Source organism: Kitasatospora sp. NPDC032150 (assembly GCF_055579945.1).
This window is the reverse complement of sequence record NZ_JBVIMH010000036.1, coordinates 58477-79500: the sequence shown is the minus strand read 5'-3', so window position 1 is coordinate 79500 and position 21024 is coordinate 58477. Positions and strand designations below refer to the sequence as shown.

17 protein-coding genes are annotated in these 21024 nt (G+C 71.0%); 8 read left to right on the top strand and 9 right to left on the bottom strand.

From position 1 onward, the window contains the following. Positions 1-655: maltotransferase domain-containing protein (locus ACZ5ON_RS30225; RefSeq protein ID WP_465599361.1), on the bottom strand; the 655-nt coding region annotated here is incomplete at its 3' end. An 846-nt stretch (positions 656-1501) separates the two neighbouring features. Between ACZ5ON_RS30225 and glgP the strand changes: the two genes are divergently transcribed. Further along, positions 1502-4201, top strand: coding sequence for an alpha-glucan family phosphorylase (gene glgP, locus ACZ5ON_RS30220; RefSeq protein WP_465599359.1), 2700 nt, complete (start codon positions 1502-1504; stop codon positions 4199-4201). A 30-nt stretch (positions 4202-4231) separates the two neighbouring features. Here the strand turns inward: glgP and ACZ5ON_RS30215 are convergent, their stop codons facing one another. The 3 genes from ACZ5ON_RS30215 to glgX all read right to left on the bottom strand — a co-directional run bounded on the left by ACZ5ON_RS30215 (position 4232) and on the right by glgX (position 10283). Beyond that, positions 4232-6094, bottom strand: a complete 1863-nt coding sequence (locus ACZ5ON_RS30215; protein ID WP_465599357.1) for an ABC transporter ATP-binding protein — start codon at positions 6092-6094, stop codon at positions 4232-4234. Then, a complete protein-coding gene (locus ACZ5ON_RS30210; protein ID WP_465599355.1) occupies positions 6094-7890 on the bottom strand; it encodes an ABC transporter ATP-binding protein in 1797 nt (598 codons plus the stop codon). Before ACZ5ON_RS30210 ends, ACZ5ON_RS30215 begins: the two co-directional genes overlap by 1 nt. 116 nt (positions 7891-8006) lie before the next feature. After that, entirely contained in the window at positions 8007-10283 is a 2277-nt protein-coding gene (glgX, locus tag ACZ5ON_RS30205; protein ID WP_465599353.1) for a glycogen debranching protein GlgX, read from the bottom strand. A gap of 237 nt (positions 10284-10520) precedes the next feature. Between glgX and ACZ5ON_RS30200 the strand changes: the two genes are divergently transcribed. From ACZ5ON_RS30200 to ACZ5ON_RS30175, 6 genes are all read left to right on the top strand, one after another. Next, positions 10521-11714, top strand: coding sequence for a L,D-transpeptidase (locus ACZ5ON_RS30200; protein ID WP_465599351.1), 1194 nt, complete (start codon positions 10521-10523; stop codon positions 11712-11714). A gap of 151 nt (positions 11715-11865) precedes the next feature. Then, positions 11866-13113: a L,D-transpeptidase gene (locus tag ACZ5ON_RS30195; protein WP_465599349.1), complete on the top strand. Its 1248-nt coding sequence runs from the start codon at positions 11866-11868 to the stop codon at positions 13111-13113. Positions 13114-13268: 155 nt separating this feature from the next. Then, positions 13269-14462 (top strand): L,D-transpeptidase, encoded by a 1194-nt coding sequence (locus ACZ5ON_RS30190; RefSeq protein WP_465599347.1) that lies wholly within the window; start codon positions 13269-13271, stop codon positions 14460-14462. A gap of 113 nt (positions 14463-14575) precedes the next feature. Next, positions 14576-15763 (top strand): L,D-transpeptidase, encoded by a 1188-nt coding sequence (locus tag ACZ5ON_RS30185; protein ID WP_465599345.1) that lies wholly within the window; start codon positions 14576-14578, stop codon positions 15761-15763. Positions 15764-15826: 63 nt separating this feature from the next. Next, entirely contained in the window at positions 15827-16696 is an 870-nt protein-coding gene (locus ACZ5ON_RS30180) for a L,D-transpeptidase (RefSeq protein ID WP_465599343.1), read from the top strand. Between the two features lie 215 nt (positions 16697-16911). Beyond that, on the top strand, positions 16912-17361 hold the full coding sequence (locus ACZ5ON_RS30175; protein ID WP_465599341.1) for an ATP-binding protein: 450 nt from the start codon (positions 16912-16914) through the stop codon (positions 17359-17361). Positions 17362-17708: 347 nt separating this feature from the next. Here the strand turns inward: ACZ5ON_RS30175 and ACZ5ON_RS30170 are convergent, their stop codons facing one another. From ACZ5ON_RS30170 to ACZ5ON_RS30150, 5 genes are all read right to left on the bottom strand, one after another. Next, the gene (locus ACZ5ON_RS30170) at positions 17709-18269 is read right to left on the bottom strand and encodes a nitroreductase family protein (protein WP_465599367.1); all 561 of its coding nucleotides are present in this window, start codon (positions 18267-18269) and stop codon (positions 17709-17711) included. Between the two features lie 5 nt (positions 18270-18274). Next, the gene (locus tag ACZ5ON_RS30165; RefSeq protein WP_465599339.1) at positions 18275-18598 is read right to left on the bottom strand and encodes a DUF6092 family protein; all 324 of its coding nucleotides are present in this window, start codon (positions 18596-18598) and stop codon (positions 18275-18277) included. Positions 18599-18691: 93 nt separating this feature from the next. Beyond that, positions 18692-19183: a GNAT family N-acetyltransferase gene (locus tag ACZ5ON_RS30160; protein WP_465599337.1), complete on the bottom strand. Its 492-nt coding sequence runs from the start codon at positions 19181-19183 to the stop codon at positions 18692-18694. A gap of 62 nt (positions 19184-19245) precedes the next feature. Further along, entirely contained in the window at positions 19246-19437 is a 192-nt protein-coding gene (locus ACZ5ON_RS30155; RefSeq protein WP_465599335.1) for a DUF397 domain-containing protein, read from the bottom strand. After that, positions 19434-20249 (bottom strand): helix-turn-helix domain-containing protein, encoded by an 816-nt coding sequence (locus tag ACZ5ON_RS30150; RefSeq protein ID WP_465599333.1) that lies wholly within the window; start codon positions 20247-20249, stop codon positions 19434-19436. Before ACZ5ON_RS30150 ends, ACZ5ON_RS30155 begins: the two co-directional genes overlap by 4 nt. A gap of 174 nt (positions 20250-20423) precedes the next feature. On the opposite strand from ACZ5ON_RS30150, the gene ACZ5ON_RS30145 reads away from it, so the two are divergent. Continuing rightward, positions 20424-20909 carry an ATP-binding protein gene (locus ACZ5ON_RS30145; RefSeq protein WP_465599331.1) on the top strand — a complete coding sequence of 162 codons (486 nt, stop codon included), beginning with the start codon at positions 20424-20426 and terminating at the stop codon, positions 20907-20909. Positions 20910-21024 lie beyond the last annotated feature (115 nt).

The window sequence follows — 21024 nt, the reverse complement described above, 5'->3', positions numbered from 1 at the left end:
CCGGCGGGACGTTGCCGTCCGGGTCCACCAGCGCGCCCTCCGAACGCGGGAAGAACTCGTACCAGGACCCGAACAGCGCCCGCTGCCGGTCCACCTGGAGCGGCAGCGGTCGGGAGGCGCTGACCAGTTCGCGCAGCGGGTAGCGGGCCAGCAGTTCGGTCACCTCGGGCGCGAGGGCGGCGGCCAGCCGGCTGAGCGGGGGCAGCCCGGGGTCGCGCAGCGCGTCCACGGCGCTGAGGACGTGCGCGCGCCCCTCCTTCTTCGGGACGCCTGCGGCGGCGCGTTCCAGCAGGTTCGCGCCCTCCTCCAGGACGAGCGCCGTGTCGATCCCGGCGGGTAGCTTCACCGCGGCGGTCTTGCGCCAGCTCTCGACGGGGTCGGACCAGGCCTCCACCAGGTAGGTCCAGCGCCCGGGGGCGCTCGGGGCGATGTACGCGCCCCAGCGGTCGGTACCGGGCGCCAGCTCGCGCATCGGCGTCCACGGGCCGCTGCGGCCGCGCGGGTCGCGCAGCACCACGTTGGCGTTGACCGCGTCGTGGCCCTCGCGGAAGACGGTGGCGGTGACCAGGAAACTCTCCCCGACCACGGCCTTCGCCGGACGGCGCCCGGCGTCGATCAGGGGGGTGACGTCAAGGACGGGGATGCGGCCGATCACGGTGTCGCTCTCTGTCTTGCGGGCGGGGGCCCTACGGGCGGTGGAGGCCCGGGGCGCCGGCTCGCGAGGCGTCGCGGCCTTCCGGGCGGCGGCCCCGCGCGGGGTCCGTTGATCAGGAGTCTGACGGTCAGCGTCCCGGTTGGCCGCCGCACGAGGAGACGGCAGTGGCGGTTCCGCCTCTGAGGGTGTATCGGGGCCGCCCGCCACCGAGATGGACTGGTCCCGTGTGTCGCCGTGCATGCCAAACTCCTGCCCGAGATCGGCGGCAGCTCCCGCGGGCCGTGCGGGGCCGGGGAAGTACCGGGAGGACTACGTGGGTGTGGGGGAAGACGTACGTACGGCCGGCTGGAAGACCTGCCCGCGCCGCCGTGCGCGCGTCCCGGCGCGCAGCCCTCGGAGCACGCCCCGGAGTGACCCGACCCACCCGTGAACGAGCAGATCATGAGCCAGGACACGCGTGAGGACGGCGGCTGAGGCCGAATGGGCTACGAAGGCGCTTGATGGTTCGTCAACGCATGGATCTCCGGCCGTGGGGCAGCAGGGAGGCGCCACCCGGATCGCACTTCCCGCAGCACCAACGACCTTTGTGCATCCTCGCACCACCGGCAAGCCCTGCGTATGGGTAAGCACGTGATTTCGGACGGTAGGCAGGGGCATATCGGCCAGCGGAAACGGAGCTGTTCCCGGCTGTTCATGCGCCTGGAGCGCAGCTGGGCCATGACACGCGCCCCCGCGCGCCCCGTGTGGCCCTGTGCGCCGAATGTGATCTCATCAATAGCCCGAACGGGTGCGCAATACGACAGTTGACGACTAGTCACCTCAGTGCAGGGGTCTAGGCTTCACGCCGTGAAGGCAATCCGCAGATTCACCGTCCGCACCGTCCTGCCCGAACAACTCCAGCCGCTGCATGAACTCGCGCTCAATCTCCGCTGGTCCTGGCACCCCGAGACGAGGGAGCTGTTCCGCTCCGTCGACCCGGAGGTCTGGGCCGCGGTCGGCGAGGACCCGGTACGGCTGCTCGGCGAGGTCCCGGCGACCCGGCTGGCCGCGCTGGCCGGCGACCGCCGATTCCTGCGCAGACTCGGCGACCTCCACGACGACCTGCGCGACTACCTCACCGGACCGCGCTGGTACCAGTCCGCCGCACCCCTGGGCGACCGCAGCGGCCCGCTGCCCGCCGCCGTCGCCTACTTCTCACCCGAGTACGGGATCGCCGCCGCACTGCCCCAGTACTCCGGTGGGCTCGGCATCCTGGCCGGCGACCACCTCAAGGCCGCCAGCGACCTCGGGGTGCCGATCATCGGCGTCGGCCTGTTCTACCGGCACGGCTACTTCCGCCAGTCGCTCTCCAGGGACGGCTGGCAGCTGGAGCGCTACCCGCTGCTCGACCCGGACGAGCTGGCCGTCAGCCTGCTGAGGGAGAGCGACGGCAGCCCCTGCCGGGTCGACCTGGCCCTGCCGGCCGGGCGCACCCTCGCCGCCCACATCTGGAAGGCCCAGGTCGGGCGGGTGCCGCTGCTGCTGCTCGACTCCGACATCGAGCCCAACAGCCCGGCCGACCGCGACGTCACCGACCGCCTCTACGGCGGCGGCAGCGAGCACCGGCTGCTCCAGGAGATGCTGCTCGGCATCGGCGGCGTCCGCGCGGTGCGCACCTACTGCCGGCTGACCGGCCACCTCGAACCCGAGGTCTTCCACACCAACGAGGGCCACGCCGGCTTCCTCGGCGTCGAGCGGATCCGCGAGCTGATCGACCGGAAGGACGCCGCCGAGCCGGGTCTGGACTTCGCCGCCGCCCTGGAGGCCGTCCGGGCCGGCACGGTCTTCACCACCCACACCCCCGTCCCCGCCGGGATCGACCGCTTCGACCGCGATCTGGTGGCCCGCCACTTCAGCGGCGACGCCGCGCTGCCCGGGGTGCCCGTCGAGCAGGTGCTGGCCCTCGGCGCCGAGAGCTGGGAGGGCGGCGACCCCAAGCTGTTCAACATGGCCGCCATGGGCCTGCGGCTGGCCCAGCGGGCCAACGGGGTCTCCACCCTGCACGGCCAGGTCAGCCGGTCCATGTTCAACGGGCTCTGGCCCGGATTCGACGCCGCCGAGGTCCCGATCGTCTCGATCACCAACGGCGTCCACGCACCCACCTGGATCGACCCGGCCGTGTTCCAGGCCGGCGCCGCCGAGATCGGCCTGGAGCGCGCCGAGGACGCCCTGATGACCGGTGAGGCCAAGCGCTGGACGGGTCTGGAGCGGATCGGCAACAGCGAGATCTGGGAGCTGCGCCGCACCCTTCGCGGCCAGCTGGTCGAGGAGGCCCGGCAGCGGCTGCGCGCCTCCTGGCGCCAGCGCGGCGCGGGTGAGGCCGAGCTCGGCTGGGTCTCCAGCGTGCTGGACCCGGACGTGCTCACCATCGGCTTCGCCCGGCGGGTCCCGTCGTACAAGCGGCTCACCCTGATGCTTCGGGACCGGGGCAGGCTGCGGGAGCTGCTGCTGCACCCGACCAGGCCGGTGCAGATCGTGGTCGCGGGCAAGGCCCATCCGGCCGACGACGGCGGCAAGCGCCTGATCCAGCAGCTGGTCGCGTTCGCCGACGACCCGGCGGTCCGGCACCGGATCGTCTTCCTGCCCGACTACGACATGGCCATGGCCCAGCACCTCTACCCCGGCTGCGACGTCTGGCTGAACAACCCGCTCCGCCCGCTGGAGGCCTGCGGTACCTCCGGGATGAAGGCGGCCCTCAACGGCTGCCTCAACCTCTCCATCCTGGACGGCTGGTGGGACGAGTGGTACGACGGCCAGAACGGCTGGGCCATCCCGACCGCCGACGGCATCGGCTCCGCCCTCGACCCGGACAGCTCCGAGGCCGAGCGCCGGGACGACCTCGAGGCCGCCGCGCTCTACGACCTGATCGAGCACCAGGTCGCCGGCCGGTTCTACGACCGGGGCGCGGACGGGCTGCCGCACCGCTGGATCGCCATGGTCCGGCACACCTTGGTCACGCTAGGTCCGAAGGTCCTGGCCGGGCGGATGGTCCGGGAGTACGTCGAGCGGCTGTACGCGCCGGCGGCGGCGGCCCGGCGGGAGCTCAGCGGCGCGGTGGTGCTCGGCGAGCCCTCGTGCGCCGGGGCGCGGGAGCTGGCGCAGTGGAAGGCACGGGTCCGCGAGGGGTGGCCGGGCGTGCGGGTCGAGCACGTCGAGGCCGAGGGGCTGGCCGAGGCCCAGGAGCTGGGCTCCACGCTCACCCTCCGGGTCCAGGTCTCGCTCGGCCGGCTGGATCCGGCCGACGTCGAGGTGCAGGTGGTGTCCGGGCGGGTGGACGAGTCCGACGCGATCTCCGACGGCGTCGTGCTGCAGCTCAAGCCGACCGGCGGCGCCGACCTCGACGGCCGGCACCGATACGAGGGCTCACTCGAACTCTCCCGTACCGGTCCCTTCGGCTACACCGTCCGCGTGCTGCCCACCCACCGCCTGCTCGCCTCCCCGGCCGAGCCCGGCCTGGTCGCCCTCCCCGCCGAGACGGCCGGCATGGACGCGGGCCTGCTCAGGTAGCCGGCACCGGCGGGGCGGCAGCCCGGTTCCTCAGACGAGGCTCTCCCGCCAGGCGTGGTGGAGGTCGGCGAAGCGCCCCCGTCCGTCGATAAGTTCGGCGGGGGCGCCGTCCTCGACGATCCGGCCCTGGTCCATGACCAGGACCCGGTCGGCGATCTCCACCGTGGAGAGCCGGTGCGCGATGATCACGGCCGTCCGACCGGCCAGCACGGTCTGCATGGCGCGCTGCACCGCCTGCTCCCCCGGCACGTCCAGCGAGGAGGTGGCCTCGTCCAGGATCAGCACCGCCGGGTCGGCGAGCAGGGCGCGGGCGAACGCCACCAGCTGCCGCTGCCCCGCCGAGATCCGGCCGCCGCGCTTGCGGACGTCGGTGTCGAAACCGTCGGGCAGTGCCGCGATGAACTCGTGGGCGCCGATCTCCCGGGCCGCCTGCTCGACCTCCTCGCGGGAGGCACCGGGCTTGCCGATGGCGATGTTCTCGGCGACCGTGCCGGAGAACAGGAAGGACTCCTGGGTCACCATGACCACCCCGCGCCGGAGGTCGGCGGCGGACAGGTCACGCAGGTCGACACCGTCCAGGGTGACCCGGCCGCCGGTCGGGTCGTAGAACCGGGCGAGCAGCTTGGCCAGGGTGGACTTGCCGGCCCCGGTCGCGCCGACCACGGCGGTGGTCTGCCCGGCGGGCAGCACCAGGTCGAAGGTGGGCAGTACCTCCTTGCCCGTCCGGTACGCGAAGCGGACCTGTTCGAAGGCCACCTCGCGGCCCTTGACCCGCCCGCCCGCCTTGAGGGCGACCGGGGAGGCGGGCTCGGCCACGGCGGGCTCGTGGGCGAGCAGGCCGGCCATCTTCTCCAGGGCCGCGGCCGCCGACTGGTAGCTGTTCAGGAACATCGCCAGTTGGTCGATCGGGTCGTACAGCCGCCGCAGGTAGAGCACGAAGGCCGTGAGTACGCCGAGTTCCAGGCTGCCGTCGTTGACCAGGAAGGCGCCGAGCACCACCACGCCGGTGATCCAGGTGTTGGCGGTGGCCCGGGAGCTGCCGACGTAGCGCGCCATCTCCAGCAGGCTGTCCGCGGTGGCGACGGCCGAGTGGCGGTTGGCGGCGGCGAAGCTCTCGTTGTTGGCGGCCTCGCGGCGGAACGCCTGGACCGGGCGGATGCCGTTCATGGTCTCGGTGAACTTGACGATCAGTTCGGCCGACGCCGTCCGGGAACGCCGGTAGACCCGCAGCGAGCGGTGCCGGAACGAGCGGATGGCCAGGTACATCGGCAGGAAGGAGACCAGGGCCGCCAGGCCCAGGCGCCAGTCCATCACCAGCAGGACCACGGTGATGTAGCAGACCGAGAGGATGACCGTCAGCAGTTCCTGGAGGCCCTCGGAGAGCAACTCGCGCAGGGCGTCCACGTCGCTGGTGGCCCGGGAGATGATCCGGCCCGAGGTGTAGCGCTCGTGGAAGTCCAGGCTGAGCCGCTGGGCGTGCTCGAAGAGCCGGCCGCGCAGGTCGAGCAGGATGTCCTGGTTGATCCGGCCGCTGAGGCGGATGAACGCCCACTGCAGCGCGGTGCTCAGCAGACCGCAGCCCAGGTAGGCGGCGATCACGGCGACCAGCGGGCCGCTGTCGTGGTGGCGCAGCGCCGGGATGCCCCGGTCCATCGCGACGGCGACCAGCAGCGGGCCCGACTGCAGCGCGGCCTGCTGGACCAGGATCGCCAGCATCGCGACGGCGATCCGGCCGCGGTGCGGGCCGAGCAGTTCGCGCAGCAGGGCGCGGGCGGCACCGGGCGGGACGGGGATGTCCTCGCCCTCGTCCTCGGCCACCGGCGGGAGCCGGTCGGCCTCGCTGACGTCCTCCGTGTCCGGAGCGGACTTCGCGGGTTCGACGGTGGTGGTCATCAGGCGGGGCTCCCTTCGAGCGCGGGGGCTTTCGGCGCCGGCGCGCCCGACATCAGCTCGCGGTACACCGGCGAGCTCTGCAGCAGTTCCTGGTGGGTGCCGACGGCGACGATCCGGCCCCGGTCGAGGACCGCGACCCGGTCGGCGAGCAGTACGGTGCTCGGCCGGTGCGCCACCACCAGCGCGGTGGTGGAGCCGAGGACCCGGCGCAGCGCCTGCTCGACCAGGGACTCGGTGTGCACGTCCAGTGCGGAGAGCGGGTCGTCCAGCACCAGGAAGCCGGGTTCGCCGACCACCGCGCGGGCCAGTGCCAGGCGCTGGCGCTGGCCGCCGGAGAGGCTCAGCCCCTGCTCGCCGACCTGGGTGTCGACCCCGGCGGGCAGCCGGTCGACGAAGCCCGCTTGGGCGGTGGCCAGGGCGGCCGCTAGCCGGTCGTCGTCGGCGCCGGGCGAGCCCATCAGCACGTTCTCCCGGACCGTGGCCGAGAACAGCGTCGGCTCCTCGAAGGCGACCGAGACCAGCTCGCGCAGCTGCTGCCGGGGGATGTCCCTGATGTCGGTGCCGTCCAGGGTGATCCGGCCGCCGGTGGCCTCGTAGAGCCGGGGGAGCAGCGCGGTGAGGGTGGTCTTGCCGCTGCCGGTCGCCCCGACCAGGGCCATCGTCTCGCCGCTGCGGATGTGCAGGTCGATCCCGCACAGCAGGTCGGGGGAGTCGGCGGGGGCGTCCGGGTAGCGGAAGCGGACGTCGCTGAACCGGATGCCCCGGTCCGCCTCGGCGGGGTGGCCGGAGGGCTGGTCGGCGTGCTCGGGTTCGTCCATCACCTCGAAGAATCGGTCCGTCGCGGTGGCGGCCTCGTTGGCGTACGCGAGCAGCCAGCCCAGCGACTCGACGGGCCAGCGCAGGGCGAGCGCGGTGGAGAGGAAGGCGACCAGGGTGCCGGCGGTGAGCTGGTCGTCGGCGACCCGGACCGCGCCGAGGGCGAGGGCGAAGCCGAGGGCGATCTCCGGCAGGCCGACGATCACGGCCCACAGGTTGGCCAGCTGGTCGGCCTTGGCCAGTTCGGTGCCGCGCAGTTCGCGGGCCTGCTGCCGGAAGCGCTCGGCCATGGTGCGGTGGCGGCCGAAGGCCTTGAGGATCCGGATGCCGAGGATGGACTCCTCGATCACGGTGGCCAGGTCGCCGGTCTGGTCCTGGGCGCGGCGGGCGAGGGCGGCGTACTTGCTCTCGAAGTGGCGGGTGAGCATCACCAGCGGTACGGCGGGCAGCAGGGTGATCAGGCCGAGCCGCCAGTCCAGGGTGAACATCAGCACCGTACCGGTCAGGAAGACCAGCGAGTTGACGATCAGGAAGACCAGCGGGAAGGCCAGGAACAGCCGCATGGTGAACATGTCGGAGGTGGCCCGGGAGAGCAACTGCCCCGACGGCCAGCGGTCGTGGAAGGAGACCGGCAGGCGCTGGAGCTTGGCGTAGAGGTCGCCGCGCATGGCCTGTTCCACCCGGGCGAGCGGGCGGGCCACGAGCAGCCGGCGGACGCCGAACAGTCCGGCCTCGGCCAGACCGAGCAGCAGGAGCACTCCGGCCAGCGGCCAGAGCGCGTGCAGGTCGTGGTCGGCGATCGGGCCGTCCACGATGGCGCGGAGCACCAGTGGTACGACCAGCACGCTGCCGGAGGCGATCAGCGCGGCGGTGACCGAGCCGGCGATCCGCCAGCGGATCTCGCGCGCGTAGGGCCACAGGCGCAGCAGTGAGCGCACCGTGGACCGGTGGACGGGAACGGGGGTTTGGTTCGTGGCCATCGCGCAGAGGGTAGGCGCGGCGGTCGCCACTTCTCATCTGGTTTTACGGGCCGGACGACATGAACTGGCCATGGTCACACCGGGCTTCGGATTCAGAAAGGCCTAGTCCGGGACCGTTACGGCGACGGGGTGCCGGCTGCGCCGTTCCGCGCGGGCATGGGCGGCTGGTCCGCGTCGATGCGGAGCAACCGGCAGGAGCGGGACGCGAGTTGGATGGTGGTCAGGGCCTGGTGGGTGCAGCTGGTGAGCTCGGGGCGGGCGGTGTCCAGGACGGACTCGTAGGCGGTGGCCCAGGGTGCGCCGGGGAGGGTGAAGGGGAGGCTCTGGGGACCGGAGTTGAGCAGGAACAGGAAGCTGTCGTCCGTGAGCGCGCAGCCGTGCTCGTCCCGTTCGGACATCGCGCTGCCGGAGAGCAGCATGCCGAGTACGGCGGTCGGCGCGAACCAGTCCGCCTCGGTCATCTCCCGTCCGCGCGCGTTGAACCAGGTCAGGTCCTGCTGCCCGCCGGGCACCGTCGCGTGTCCGGAGAAGAAGGCGCGCTGCCGTAGCACCGGGTGCTCCCGCCGCAGCCGGATCAGTCGGGCGGTCACGTCGTGCAGTGCCCGCCAGTCCGGGTCCTCCAGCAGTGACCAGTCCAGCCAACTGGCCGCACTGTCCTGGCAGTAGGCGTTGTTGTTGCCGCCCTGGGTGCGGCCGAGCTCGTCCCCGGCGGTGAGCATCGGGACGCCGGTGGAGAGCAGCAGTGTGCTGATCATGTTGCGCAGTTGGCGGTGCCTCAGGTCCCGGACGGCGGGGTCGGGCGTCTCGCCCTCGGCGCCGCAGTTCCAGGAGCGGTTGTCGTCGGTGCCGTCCCGGTTGTCCTCGCCGTTGGCCTCGTTGTGCTTGCACTGGTAGGAGACCAGGTCTCGCAGGGTGAAGCCGTCGTGGGCGGTGACGTAGTTGACGGAGGCGTACGGCCGGCGCCCGCCGCGCTGGTAGAGGTCGGAGGAGCCGGAGAGCCGGTAGCCCAGCTCCCGTACGTCGCGGCGGGCGCCGCGCCAGAAGTCCCGGACGGTGTCGCGGTACTTGTCGTTCCACTCGGCCCACAGCGGGGGGAAGCCGCCGACCTGGTAGCCGCCGGGGGCGACGTCCCAGGGTTCGGCGATCAGCTTGACCCGGCTGAGCACCGGGTCCTGGGAGACCGCGGCCAGGAAGGGGTGGTGCATGTCGACGCCGTCGCCGCCCCGGGCGAGCGCCGCGGCGAGGTCGAAGCGGAAGCCGTCCACGCCCATCTCGGTGACCCAGTAGCGCAGCGAGTCGGTGATCAGGCGGACCACCTGCGGCTGCCGGGTGTCCAGGGTGTTGCCGCAGCCGGTGTAGTCGGCGTAGCCGCGGCGGCTTCGGTCGAGCCGGTAGTACGCGGTGTTGTCGATGCCGCGCAGCGAGAGGGCCGGCCCCATCACACCGCTCTCGGCGGTGTGGTTGTAGACCACGTCGAGGATCACCTCGATGCCCGCCGCGTGCAGGGCCCGCACCATCCGCTTGAACTCGCCGACCTGCTGGCCCCGGCTGCCGCAGGCGGAGTACCCGGCGTGCGGGGCGAAGTAGCCGAGCGTGTTGTAGCCCCAGTAGTTGGTGAGCCCGCGCTGCTGGAGGTGGTCCTCGCTGACGTGGTGGTGGACCGGCAGCAGTTCGACGGCGGTGACGCCGAGGTCCACCAGGTACTCCAGCGCCGCGGGGTGGGCCAGGCCCGCGTAGGTGCCGCGCAGCTCCGGTGGAACACCCGGGTGGCGCATGGTGAAGCCCCGGACGTGCAGCTCGTACAGGACGGTCTCGGCCCACGGGGTCTTGGGCCGGTGGTCGTCGTACCAGTCGTCGTCGTCATGGACCACCACGGCCCTGGGCACGTACGGGGCGGAGTCCCGGTTGTCCCTCACGGTGTCGGCGACCTCGCGCTCGGGCCAGTTGCGGACGGCGGTGCAGACCGCGTCGTGGCTGGTGTAGTGGCCGTCGATGGCGCGGGCGTACGGGTCGAGCAGCAGTTTGGCCGGGTTCCAGCGGGCGCCGGTCCACGGGTCCCAGCGGCCGTGCACCCGGTAGCCGTAGCGGGTGCCGGGCAGGACGCCGGGCAGGTAGCCGTGCCAGGTCTGGAAGGTCTGCTCGGTGAGCGTGTGCCGGGTCTCCTGGCCGTCCTCGTCGAACAGGCAGAGTTCCACGGCCTCGGCCCCGGCCGCCCAGAGCGCGAAGTTGGTGCCCCGGCGTCCGGCCGGGCCGGCGCGGAAGCGGGCTCCGAGCGGCTGCCAGCTACCGGGCCAGGGGGCGGCGGTTGCGGGTGGCGGGGTGGTGCCGCCCGGGTGGGCTCTGCCGGGCGCACGTCGACGGGCCTTCTGCCCCAGCTCCTGCCACGCTGCCATGGCCGCACCCTCCCAGCGCGGGGAGTCCCGTTCCCCGCCTCCCTCTTGTTCCCTGATCGGCCGCCGGTGTCACGTGACGGTGTGTCTCGTGACGGACCGTGAACGATTCTTTCCTTACGCTGGTCCTCCCGGCGTCCGCCGAATGAAATCGTTCCCTCGTGTCCACCCGACGATGCGGTCGTTATCACCGGCATCGGGCGGCGGAGACGGGACAACCGAAGCTGGGAGGGCCGGCGCATGCACCCGGCGGTACGGGCCTTGGGGCGGTGTGCGGGGGTGCTCGGGCTGCTGCTGCTCAGCGGCTGCTCCGACCTCCCGGTGTCCGACGACTTCGCGCGGTCCTCGCGCGCCGTGATCACCACCAGCCCGGCGGACGGCGACCAGAACGTCCCGCTGGACGGTTCGGTCAGGGTGAAGGTCGAGAAGGGCCGGCTGGTCTCGGTCCGGCTGACCGACCGCGGCGGGAACCAGCTGAACGGCCGGATCAGCCGGGACGGCACCGAGTGGACCCCGGACGCCGGGCTCGCCCCGGCCACCCCCTACCGGCTGGACACGGTGGCCAAGGACGCCTGGGGTCTGAGGTCGGTCAGCCACACCGCCTTCACCACCGTCACCCCCGAGCACACCTTCGCGGCGTTCTTCAGCCCCGAGGACGGCAGCACGGTGGGCGTCGGCATGCCGGTCTCGCTGCACTTCAGCCGGCCGATCACCGACCGGGTCGCCGTCGAGCGGGGCATCGGGATCGACGTCCTGCCGCCGGTGCCGGTGCGCGGCCGCTGGTTCGGCGACCGGCGGCTGGACATCCGTCCGGAGCGGTTCTGGCAGCCGGGCACCCGGGTCACCCTGTCGCTGCGGCTGAGGGACGCGCAGGGCGCGCCCGGCGTCTACGGCATCCAGCGCAAGGACGTCCACTTCACCGTGGGCCGGGCCCAGATCAGCACGGTGGACCTGGACGACCACACGCTGACCGTCCGCCAGGGTTCCCAGGTGCTGCGCACCCTGCCGGTCTCGGCCGGCGGCTCCGAGCACCCGACCTATCTCGGCACCATGGTGGTCTCGGAGAAGTTCGAGGCGACCCGGATGAACTCGCACACCGTGGGCCTCGGCGACGACTACGACATCAAGGACGTGCCGCACGCGATGCGGCTGACCCAGTCCGGCACCTTCCTGCACGGCAACTACTGGTCGCCCAAGGAGGTCTTCGGCAGCGCCAACACCAGCCACGGCTGCATCGGCCTGGAGGACGCGAAGGGCGGCGACGACGAGGGCCCGGCCGGCTGGCTGTACACGCACTCGCTGGTCGGCGACGTGGTCCAGGTGCGCGGCAAGGAGGGCGTGCAGGTGCTGGCCGACAACGGCCTCAACGGGTGGAACCTGCCCTGGGCCCAGTGGACGACCGTGATCGGTCCGGCGGCCCCGCCCGTCCACTGAGTGCACACGACCTCCACCCAGGATTCACTCAGCCGGTCCAGCTATCCTGACCTGCGCAGCCCGCCACTGACCGGTCGATCTTCGGGCCCGGTGCAACTTTTCCGGGGGCGTCACGCGTGTATTCGGTGTGGATACCGGGAGGAAAGCAGCAGTGAAGCCCAATCAGGCGGTCGGCGCCGCGATATCGATGACCCACGGCCCGGCTCGGCGCGGCGGTGTCCGCGGGGCGGGGCGGCGGGCCGGCGCCGCGCTGGTGATGGGCGGCGTGCTGCTGCTCACCGCGGCCTGCAACTCCGATGGCTCGTCCTCCGGGGACGCCGCCGGCGGGTCGGCCTCGGCGGCGCCGAAGACCTCGGCGGCCGTGGTGACGGTCTCGGCCAAGGACGGCGCCAGCGACGTGGCTCCGGCCGGTTTCCAGGTCACCGTGGCCAGTGGCACGCTGACCGGCGTCACGATGGCCGACAAGGACGGCAAGCCGGTGACCGGCAAGGTTTCCTCCGACGGGCAGAGCTGGAAGCCCGACGCCGCGCTCGCGGTCGGCACCGCCTACACCGTGAACGCCCAGGCCAAGGACTCGGCGGGGCTGGTCTCCGCGGCGACCAGCAGCTTCACCACGCTCTCGCCGGCGAAGACCGCCGCCGCCACCGACAACATCGCGGACAACGGCACCTACGGCGTCGGCATGATCGTCTCGGTGAACTTCACCAAGGCGGTCAAGAACAAGGACGACGTGCTCAAGGGCATCACCTTCGAGGCCAGCGACGGCAGCGTGGTGAAGGGCCACTGGTTCGGCGACCGACGGGTGGACTTCCGGCCGGAGAAGTACTGGAAGCCCGACACCAAGGTGACCATCCACTACCGGCTGAAGAGCGTCGAGGTCTCGCCCGGCGTCTACGGCGACGTGGACAAGGACGAGCCGTTCAAGATCGGCCGGGAGAAGACCAGCACCGTCGACGCGGCCACCCACCAGATGACGGTCCAGCAGGGCGGCAGCACCAAGACCATCCCGATCACGGCTGGCAACGACGACAACCCGTCCTGGAACGGCGTCATGGTCATCTCCAGCAAGGAGAAGGTGACCCGGATGAACTCGGCCACCGTCTCCAACGTGAAGGGCTCCGAGTACGACATCTCGGACGTGCCGCACGCGATGCGGCTCACCACGTCGGGCACCTACGTGCACGGCAACTACTGGGGCAGCGCGTTCGGCAAGGCCAACGCCAGCCACGGTTGCATCGGCCTGCAGGACGCCAAGGGCGGGGACGACTCGTCGAGCGCCGGGAAGTTCTTCGCGGACTCGATCGTCGGCGACGTGGTGAAGGTGGTCAACTCCAAGGGCAAGACGGTCCAGCCGGACAACGGTCTGAGCGGCTGGAACCTGAGCTGGGCCAACTGGTAGGCCGGTTCGGACAGCACGGGTCCGGCCGCCGAATCGGGTGGCCGGGCCGATGTGGTGCCTTCGTGACTCGATCCTCGGTGTCGGGCGCAACTTATCGGGCGGATGCGGCGTGTATACCGCTGGGATTCAGTGATGAGGGGACGAAAGTGAAGTCGGTGCGCAGGGCCCTGGTGGCCGGGTTGCTCGGGGGCGCGCTGGCGCTGACCACGGCTTGCAGCAGCGGCGGCAGCGGTGGCTCATCGGACGGCGGCAAGACGGCCGAGTCCAAGGCGGCGGCGTCGGCGGCGCAGATCGCGATCGCGCCGAAGAACGGTGCCACCGACGTGAAGCCGTCGGACGGGCTGAAGGTCTCGGTGGCGAGCGGCAAGCTGACCAAGGTCACGGTGACCGACAAGGACGGCAAGGCGGTCGACGGGGCGATATCCGCGGACGGGGCCAGCTGGGTGCCCAAGGCGGGCCTCGCGGTCGCCTCGCAGTACAAGGTCAGCGCCCAGGCCGCCGACGACAAGGGCGTGGTGGCCACTGCCGAGAGCAGCTTCAGCACGCTCACCCCGGAGAACACCATCAACTTCAGCGACAACCTGGCGAAGGACGGCACCTACGGTGTCGGCATGATCGTCCGGGTGCAGTTCAAGAAGTCGGTCAAGAACAAGGACGACGTGGCCAAGAACATCACGTTCGAGGCCAGCGACGGCAGCGTGGTGAAGGGCCACTGGTTCGACGACACGCGCATCGACTTCCGGCCGGAGAAGTTCTGGAAGTCGGGCACCAAGGTGGCGGTGCACTACCACCTGAAGAACGTCGAGGTGGCGCCCGACGTCTACGGTGCGCGCGACCTCGACGAGTCCTTCACCATCGGCCGTGACAAGCAGAGCACGGTCGACGCCTCGACCCACGAGATGACCGTCGAGAAGGACGGCCAGGTGGTCCAGACCATCCCGATCAGTACCGGTGCCTCCGAGCCGGAGTCCTGGCGGGCCTACAACGGCACGATGGTGATCGAGGCCCGTGAGGGCTCGGCCATCATGGACTCCTCCACCGTGCCGGGCCTGCAGGGCGCGCCGTACAAGCACCCCGTCCCGCACTCGCTGCGCCTGACCGACACGGGCACCTATGTGCACGGCAACAACTGGTCGGACTCGAGCGTCTTCGGTCACGAGAACGTCAGCCACGGCTGCGTCGGCCTGCGGGACGCGCCCGGCGACGCGGGCGGCGACGACACTCCGGCGGGCAAGTTCTACGCCGACTCGATCATCGGTGACGTGGTGACCATCAAGAACTCGGTCGGTCCGGACGTCAAGCCCTACAACGGCCTGAGCGGCTGGAACATCGACTGGAAGAACTGGTAGGCCGACCGCGCCGTCGGCACCTCGGACCGGGCGGCGACGGGGCACGCGACGCCGCGGGCCCCGTCGCCGGCCGGTCTCGGCGCAGTACAACTCACAGGGGGGGGACAGAGCAGATGAGGCGGATCCGGGGCGGACTCACCGCGGGGGTACTGGTGTTGGCCACCGCGGCCTGCAGTGCGGGGGGTGGCGGCGGCTCCGACCAGGCCGCCGCCAAGATGGCGGCTTCGCCAAAGCCGACGGTGTCGGCGGCGCGGATCGACATCGAGCCCAAGGCCGGCGCCACCGACGTGAAGCCGTCGGGTGCGCTCAAGGTGTCGGTGGCGAGCGGCAAGCTGACCAAGGTCACGGTGACCGACAAGGACGGCAAGGCGGTCGACGGGGCGATATCCGCGGACGGGGCCAGCTGGGTGCCCAAGGCGGGCCTCGCGGTCTCCTCGCAGTACAAGGTGACGGCGCTGGCCAGTGACGCCAACGGCGTCAGCACCCAGGCGGACAGCACCTTCGGCACCCTCACCCCCGAGAAGGACGCGGGCCCGCACGACAACATCGACGACGGCAGCACGTACGGCGTCGGGATGATCGTCTCGCTCAACTTCAAGAAGGCGGTGAAGGACAAGGACGCCGCCCTGAAGGGCATCAGCATCGAGGCATCGGACGGCAGCGTGGTCAAGGGCCACTGGTTCGGCGACGATCGGGTGGACTTCCGACCGGAGAAGTTCTGGAAGCCGGGCACCAAGGTGACGGTGCACTACCGGCTGAAGAGCGTCGAGGTCTCGCCCGACGTCTACGGCGGGGTGGACAGCGACCAGACCTTCACCATCGGCCGGGACCAGCAGACCACGGTCGACGCCCGCAAGGACACCATGACGGTGGTCCGCGACGGCCAGACCGTCGACACCATCCCGATCACCGCGGGCAAGCCGGGCTTCGACTCCTGGAACGGCACCATGGTCATCGAGGAGAAGGCCGAGCGCACCAGGATGAGTTCGCAGGGCCTCAGCAACGTCTCCGCGGCGGAGTCCTACGACCTCTCCGACGTGCCGCACGCGATGCGGCTCACCGACTCGGGCACCTATGTGCACGGCAACTCCTGGGCGGTGGGCGCGATGGGCTCCTACAACGCGAGCCACGGCTGCATCGGGCTGCAGGACGCCCGGTACGGCAGCGACGGCTCCGACGCCGGCAAGTACTTCCGCTCCTCTCTGGTCGGCGACCCGGTCACCGTGGTGAACTCCAAGGGTGCCGAGGTGGCCGCGGACAACGGCCTCAGCGGCTGGAACACGGACTGGAAGAACTGGTAAACCGGCCGCGGCCGGTTCGAACTCGCAGGGGAGGACGGGTACATGAGGTTGATGCCCCAAAGGGTGGCAGTCACCGCACTGGTGTTGACGACCGCGGTCGGCGGTCTGACGGCCGGCGCGGGCGGCGCGTTCGCGGCCCAGCCGGCCGCGGCCGAGCGGCAGAGCGCAGGGCCGTACGACAACGTCACCAGCGGCAGCACGTACGGCGTCGGGATGATCGTCTCGCTCAACTTCCGGAAGGCGGTGCAGAACAAGGCGGCCGTCGACAAGGCCATCAGCTTCACCACCTCCGACGGCAGCAAGGTCGAGGGCCACTGGTTCGGCAGCTACCGGGTGGACTTCCGGCCGGAGAAGTTCTGGAAGCCGGGCACCAAGGTGACCGTGCACTACCGGCTGAACAACGTCCAGGTCTCGCCCGGCGTCTACGGCGGGGTGGACAGCGACCAGACCTTCACCATCGGCCGGGACCAGCGCACCACGGTCGACGCGGCCAGGCACACCATGACCACGGTCCGCGGCGGCAAGAGGGTGAGCAGCTACCCGATCACCGCGGGCAAACCGGGCTACGACTCCTGGAACGGGATCATGGTGATCTCTTCGAAGGACGAGCACATCGAGATGAAGTCCGCGCCCAGCGCTCCCAAGGGTGAGCAGTACGACCTGAAGGACGTCCCGCACGCGCTGCGGCTCACCGACTCCGGCACCTACGTGCACGGCAACTACTGGGCCGTGGACTCGATGGGCCAGCGCAACGTCAGCCACGGCTGCATCGGGGTGCAGGACGTCGAGCACGGCAGCAACAGCTCGAACGCCGGGAAGTTCTTCCGTTCCTCGCTGGTCGGCGACCCGGTCACGGTGGTCAACTCCAACGGCGGCAAGGTGGCTCCGGACAACGGACTGAGCGGCTGGAACCTCGGCTGGAGCAAGTGGTAGGCACCGGCTCAGCTCGGCCTAGCCAAAGCTGACTTGCGCCTGGCATATGCCAAATGAATAGTGATCGTTTCGTCATTGTCCGTACGCGGCCGCTTGCATTCCGCAATGATTGGCGCATGGCGGGATGGGGCGAAGCGGAACGGGCATCACATCCGGGAGCAGGCCTGGCTGCTGATGGCCGGTCGGCCGACCGGTCTCCGGCCCCGGAGACACTGATGCTGCACACTCCTCGGCAACTCGAGGAGGAGTGCTTCAGTCGGCTCTGCGAGCTGGTCGCGGGCGAGCAGGAGGTCTTCCTGCCGTCCAGACCGGAGCTGGTCCGGGTGGTCAGACGGGCCGTCGTCGCGGTGCTGGAGGACTGGCAGCTGCCGCAGCTGCTGGAGGTCGGCGAACTGCTCGCCGGTGAGCTGATGGCCAACGCGGTCCGGCACACCGGCGGGCGGACGGTCAGCGTCCGGCTCAGCCGGCGGCCGGGCTGGCTGCGGATGGAGGTGCGCGACTCCTCGCGGGCGCTGCCCTGCCTGGTCCTGGCCGAGCCGGGCAGCAGCGAGCACGGCCACGGGATCAAGCTGGTGGACGCGCTCTCCGAGCGCTGGGGGGCGGACTTGCTGCCGCGCGGCAAGGGCGTCTGGCTCGAACTGAAGATCCGCGAGCGGTCGGCCTGAGGCCCGGCCGCAGGCCCCGGAGGACGATGCGGGGCCCCGCCCCGCTGATGTGCGGTCGTCGGGGCCCCTGCATGGTCACCGCGCTGGCCAAGGGGGTGCGTGCCGCGCGGTGGGTGACGGCCGAACCGGGTCAGCTGGAAGGCCGTGGGTTGTCGACGGGCGCATGCGCGTCCGGACATGTCCGACTATCGCATGGTCTCAGTACGGGAGCAAATTCGATTGGAAGGTTTGCGATCTATTGAACCTTGGGTATGCGCATAAATTCACGTCGGCGCCTGTGAATATTCATTAATGATCTTTAATGGCATGCCTCTCATGGAAAGCGATCGAGTGCTCGCGCCGTGGGTTCAGCCGCGGGTGCAGTCACGGGTTCGGCTCCGACCACTGGCCCCACCCCGGTTCCACTGGACGAGGTCGTCCCAGGCGGGCCCGCCCCGACGGCGCATCCCGGGCGGCTGCTCGGCGGCCGGGTGGCCGAGGCAGACGATCAGCTCGGGCACCACCTCGTCAGGGAGGGCCAGCAGCATGGCCACCGCCGCCCGGCTGAACGAGGTGACCGGACCGGCCCCCAGGCCGATGCCGTGCGCCGCCAGCAGCATGGTCGCGGCGGCGGTGCCCACGTCCACGTACGGGCCCCGGGCGGCTGCAGGGAAGCCGTAACGCCTGACCCGGGCCCAGTCGACGCAGACCACGATCGCGGCAGCCGGGTGCTGCAGCATCCCCGGTGAGACCAGCCGCAGCGCGCGCAGCAGTGGCGGGTGGGTGACGGCGACGTAGTGGTGCAGACGGCGGTTCCCGGCGTGCGGCGCGAAGCGCGCGCTGTCGAGCACGGCGCGCAGCAACTCCGGCTCGACGGGCTCCGCCGTCATGGCGCGCACCACACGACGGCTGCGGATGGCCCGGAGCACCTCGTTCACCGGGCGGCCCCGTCCAGGTCCAGGGCGGCCACCAGATGGGCGGCGAGCGTCCGGCACAGCGCGTCCAGCCGCTCGGTGTACCCCGCCGGTTCATCCGCGCCGACGGCCGTCTCCACGCAGCCCTGCCGGACCTCCAGCAGCAACGGCCGCAGCCCGGCGCCGGCCTGAGGGGTGATCATCTCCGCCAGCCGGCCCGCGGCGGTGAGCAGCCGCAGCGGGGCGTACTCGGCCGCCTCGTCCAGCTGGGTACGGGCGGCCGTCACCAGGTACGCGAGCAGCTCGACGGCGTCGTCCTCGGCGAGCAGGAGAGTCTGGGACACCGCGGGTCCTCTCTGCGGGGATACCCAAGCAGTCTGCGGCCGGGGCGGCCGGACCGCGCGGTGGTGGTGCTCCATGGGGCGGCCCACCGGGGGTCAGCCCGCCGGGCTGAGGTCCTTGGCGTAGCAGATCTGCACGTACGGACCCGTGCAGTACGCCGGGATCTCGGCGTAGCCGTGGCGGACGTACAGTGCGCGGGCCTCGACCAGGTCGAGCCGGGTGTTGAGGACCATCTGCGAGGCGCCGAGCAGGCGCGCCTCGCTCTCCAGCAGCTCCAGCAGCGGGCCCGCGCCGTTCCGGCCACGGAAGGCGGGGCGCAGGTAGATCCGGGTGAGCTCGGCGCGCTCGGCGTCCAGCATCAGCAGCCCGCCGCAGGCGGCCGCCTCGCCGCCGTACCGGCCGACGACGAACTGCCCCGTGGCCGGGGTGAGCAGTTCGACACCGTCGTCGGTGAGGCCCTGGTCGATCTCCTGGGAGGTCGCGGGCCGCTTCCAGTAGCGGCTCGCGACCTCGTCGTAGTAGTCGCGGCGCAGGGCGGTCGCGTCGGGGGTGTCGAAGGCTTCCGGGGCGATGTGCCAGGTGGTCATGGCAGTTCTATAGCCGGGTGCGGCGTGCCCTGGCCAGCGAATTCCGGTGGGGGAGTGAGTGGCTAGTCGACGCTCTGCCGGGCGGCGTACGCGACGAACTCGGCCCAGGCGGTGGGGGAGAAGGCCAGTTGCGGGCCGTCCTTGTCCTTGGAGTCGCGGACGTGGATGGTGTGGGGGGTGGCGGCTACCTCGACGCAGGCGCCGCCCTCGCCGCCGCTGTAGCTGGACTTGCGCCACACCAGTTGGGTGCTCATAGTTCCTCCGCCAACTTGCCGATGAATCGCGCCGATTCCTCAACACTGAGGGCCTGCATGCGGATCATGCCATGGCGCTGAGTGAAGGCACTGACCTTCTTCGGGTCACCGTACAACGCACCTGAGGCGTGCCCCTCTTCATAAGCAAGCTGCTCGTGCTCGGAGGTCTCCAACAGGACGAACGGTCCGTCGAGGCCGACTTGGACAGCCGTCTTTGTGGGAAGTACCTGAATCGAGACATTGCGCAACTTGCCTACCTGCACGAGGTGCTGGAGTTGGTGCTTCATCACCGCAGCGCCGCCCGCACCGGTCCGCAGGGCCGCCTCGTAGATTACGAAGCTGAAAAGCGCTGGCGGTCTGCGTGTCAGCTTCTCCTGTCGTTGCATCCGGGCTGCCACCCGCTCCTCGACGGTCTCATCGTCCAGGGGTGGGCAGAAGTCGCTCATCAGAACTCGTGCGTAGTCTTCGGTCTGCAGGAGGCCCGGGATCAGCAGGGTCTCGTACCACTGGAGAGCGATCGCGTCGTCCTCGGCCGCCATGAACTCCTGCGTGCGCGGGGGGAACTTCTCCGGTTTCATGTAGTCCGCCGCTGCGGTCAACAGGCCGCCTGCGCCGCACATCTCGTCCGCGACCTGGAGCACCCGCAGCATGGGCTTCCGTCGCCCCTGCTCCATCGACTTGATGGTCTCGTACTCGTATCCGGCGGCCTTGCCGAGCTCCTCGCGGGTCACGCCCGCCCGCTCGCGCCAGAGCTTGATCTGGTTGCCACAGTACCGCCACGCCATCGGTGGCGGAGTCGCCTCGCTGGTCACCCCGTACTCCCTGTTCTCGGGACGGCGACGGTACGAACACGCTCCGTACCCGCGCCGCGCCTCCTGAGAGTAAGACCGTGACGGGATCGTAGGAGGGCCGATCGACGGAATCCGCCCCTTCCGGATGACATCCGACGGCCCGTCCAGTGCCAACTGTGAGTCCCAAGGACCCTGATGACCGTGCGCCCCGCCTCGCCCAGAGCTCTCGTCACCGCGCCCCCGGAGGCCGAGTGGCGCCTGCCGCGCCACTTCCGCAGCGTCGGCCGCGCCCGCAGCCTGTTGCGCGACCAGGCTGCCGCCTGGCAACTCCCCTCCGAGACGGCCGAGATGGCGGTGCTGCTGCTCAGCGAGCTGATGACCAACGCCTGTTGGCACGCCCGCACTCCCCGGGGCCGCCACATCGCCGCCCGCTGCGTCCGGTACGCCGACCGTCTGCGCGTCGAGGTCTCCGACGCGAGCAGCGATATGCCGAAGCCGCGCCGGGCGGCACCCGAGGACGAGTCCGGCCGGGGCCTCGCCCTGGTCGCCGCCCTCGCCGACGCCTGGGGTGCCCACCCCCGCGAGTGCGGGATCGGCAAGACCGTCTGGCTCGAACTCGGCCTCCCTCCGAGCGATTCGCCCTCCGAGGCCCCACAACCCGCCCCGGCGGACAACCGATGACCGCGCGACCAACTGAGCCTCGTCGTTCCTCCGCACTTCGTGCGGTCCGGCGGACAACTCGGCCAGCGTGATCGCGCTGATGGCCATTTCGGCGGGAAGTTCGCTCGGGTCGACC

Bases quoted from the DNA above. Each gene is read 5' to 3' on its own strand.
- ACZ5ON_RS30215 (WP_465599357.1), bottom strand. From the start codon at position 6,094: ATGACCACCACCGTCGAACCCGCGAAGTCCGCTCCGGACACGGAGGAC.
- ACZ5ON_RS30160 (WP_465599337.1), bottom strand. From the start codon at position 19,183: ATGACCACCTGGCACATCGCCCCGGAAGCCTTCGACACCCCCGACGCG.
- glgX (WP_465599353.1), bottom strand. From the start codon at position 10,283: ATGGCAGCGTGGCAGGAGCTGGGGCAGAAGGCCCGTCGACGTGCGCCC.
- ACZ5ON_RS30155 (WP_465599335.1), bottom strand. From the start codon at position 19,437: ATGAGCACCCAACTGGTGTGGCGCAAGTCCAGCTACAGCGGCGGCGAG.
- ACZ5ON_RS30210 (WP_465599355.1), bottom strand. From the start codon at position 7,890: ATGGCCACGAACCAAACCCCCGTTCCCGTCCACCGGTCCACGGTGCGC.
- ACZ5ON_RS30145 (WP_465599331.1), top strand. From the start codon at position 20,424: ATGACCGTGCGCCCCGCCTCGCCCAGAGCTCTCGTCACCGCGCCCCCG.
- ACZ5ON_RS30200 (WP_465599351.1), top strand. From the start codon at position 10,521: ATGCACCCGGCGGTACGGGCCTTGGGGCGGTGTGCGGGGGTGCTCGGG.
- ACZ5ON_RS30175 (WP_465599341.1), top strand. From the start codon at position 16,912: ATGCTGCACACTCCTCGGCAACTCGAGGAGGAGTGCTTCAGTCGGCTC.
- ACZ5ON_RS30185 (WP_465599345.1), top strand. From the start codon at position 14,576: ATGAGGCGGATCCGGGGCGGACTCACCGCGGGGGTACTGGTGTTGGCC.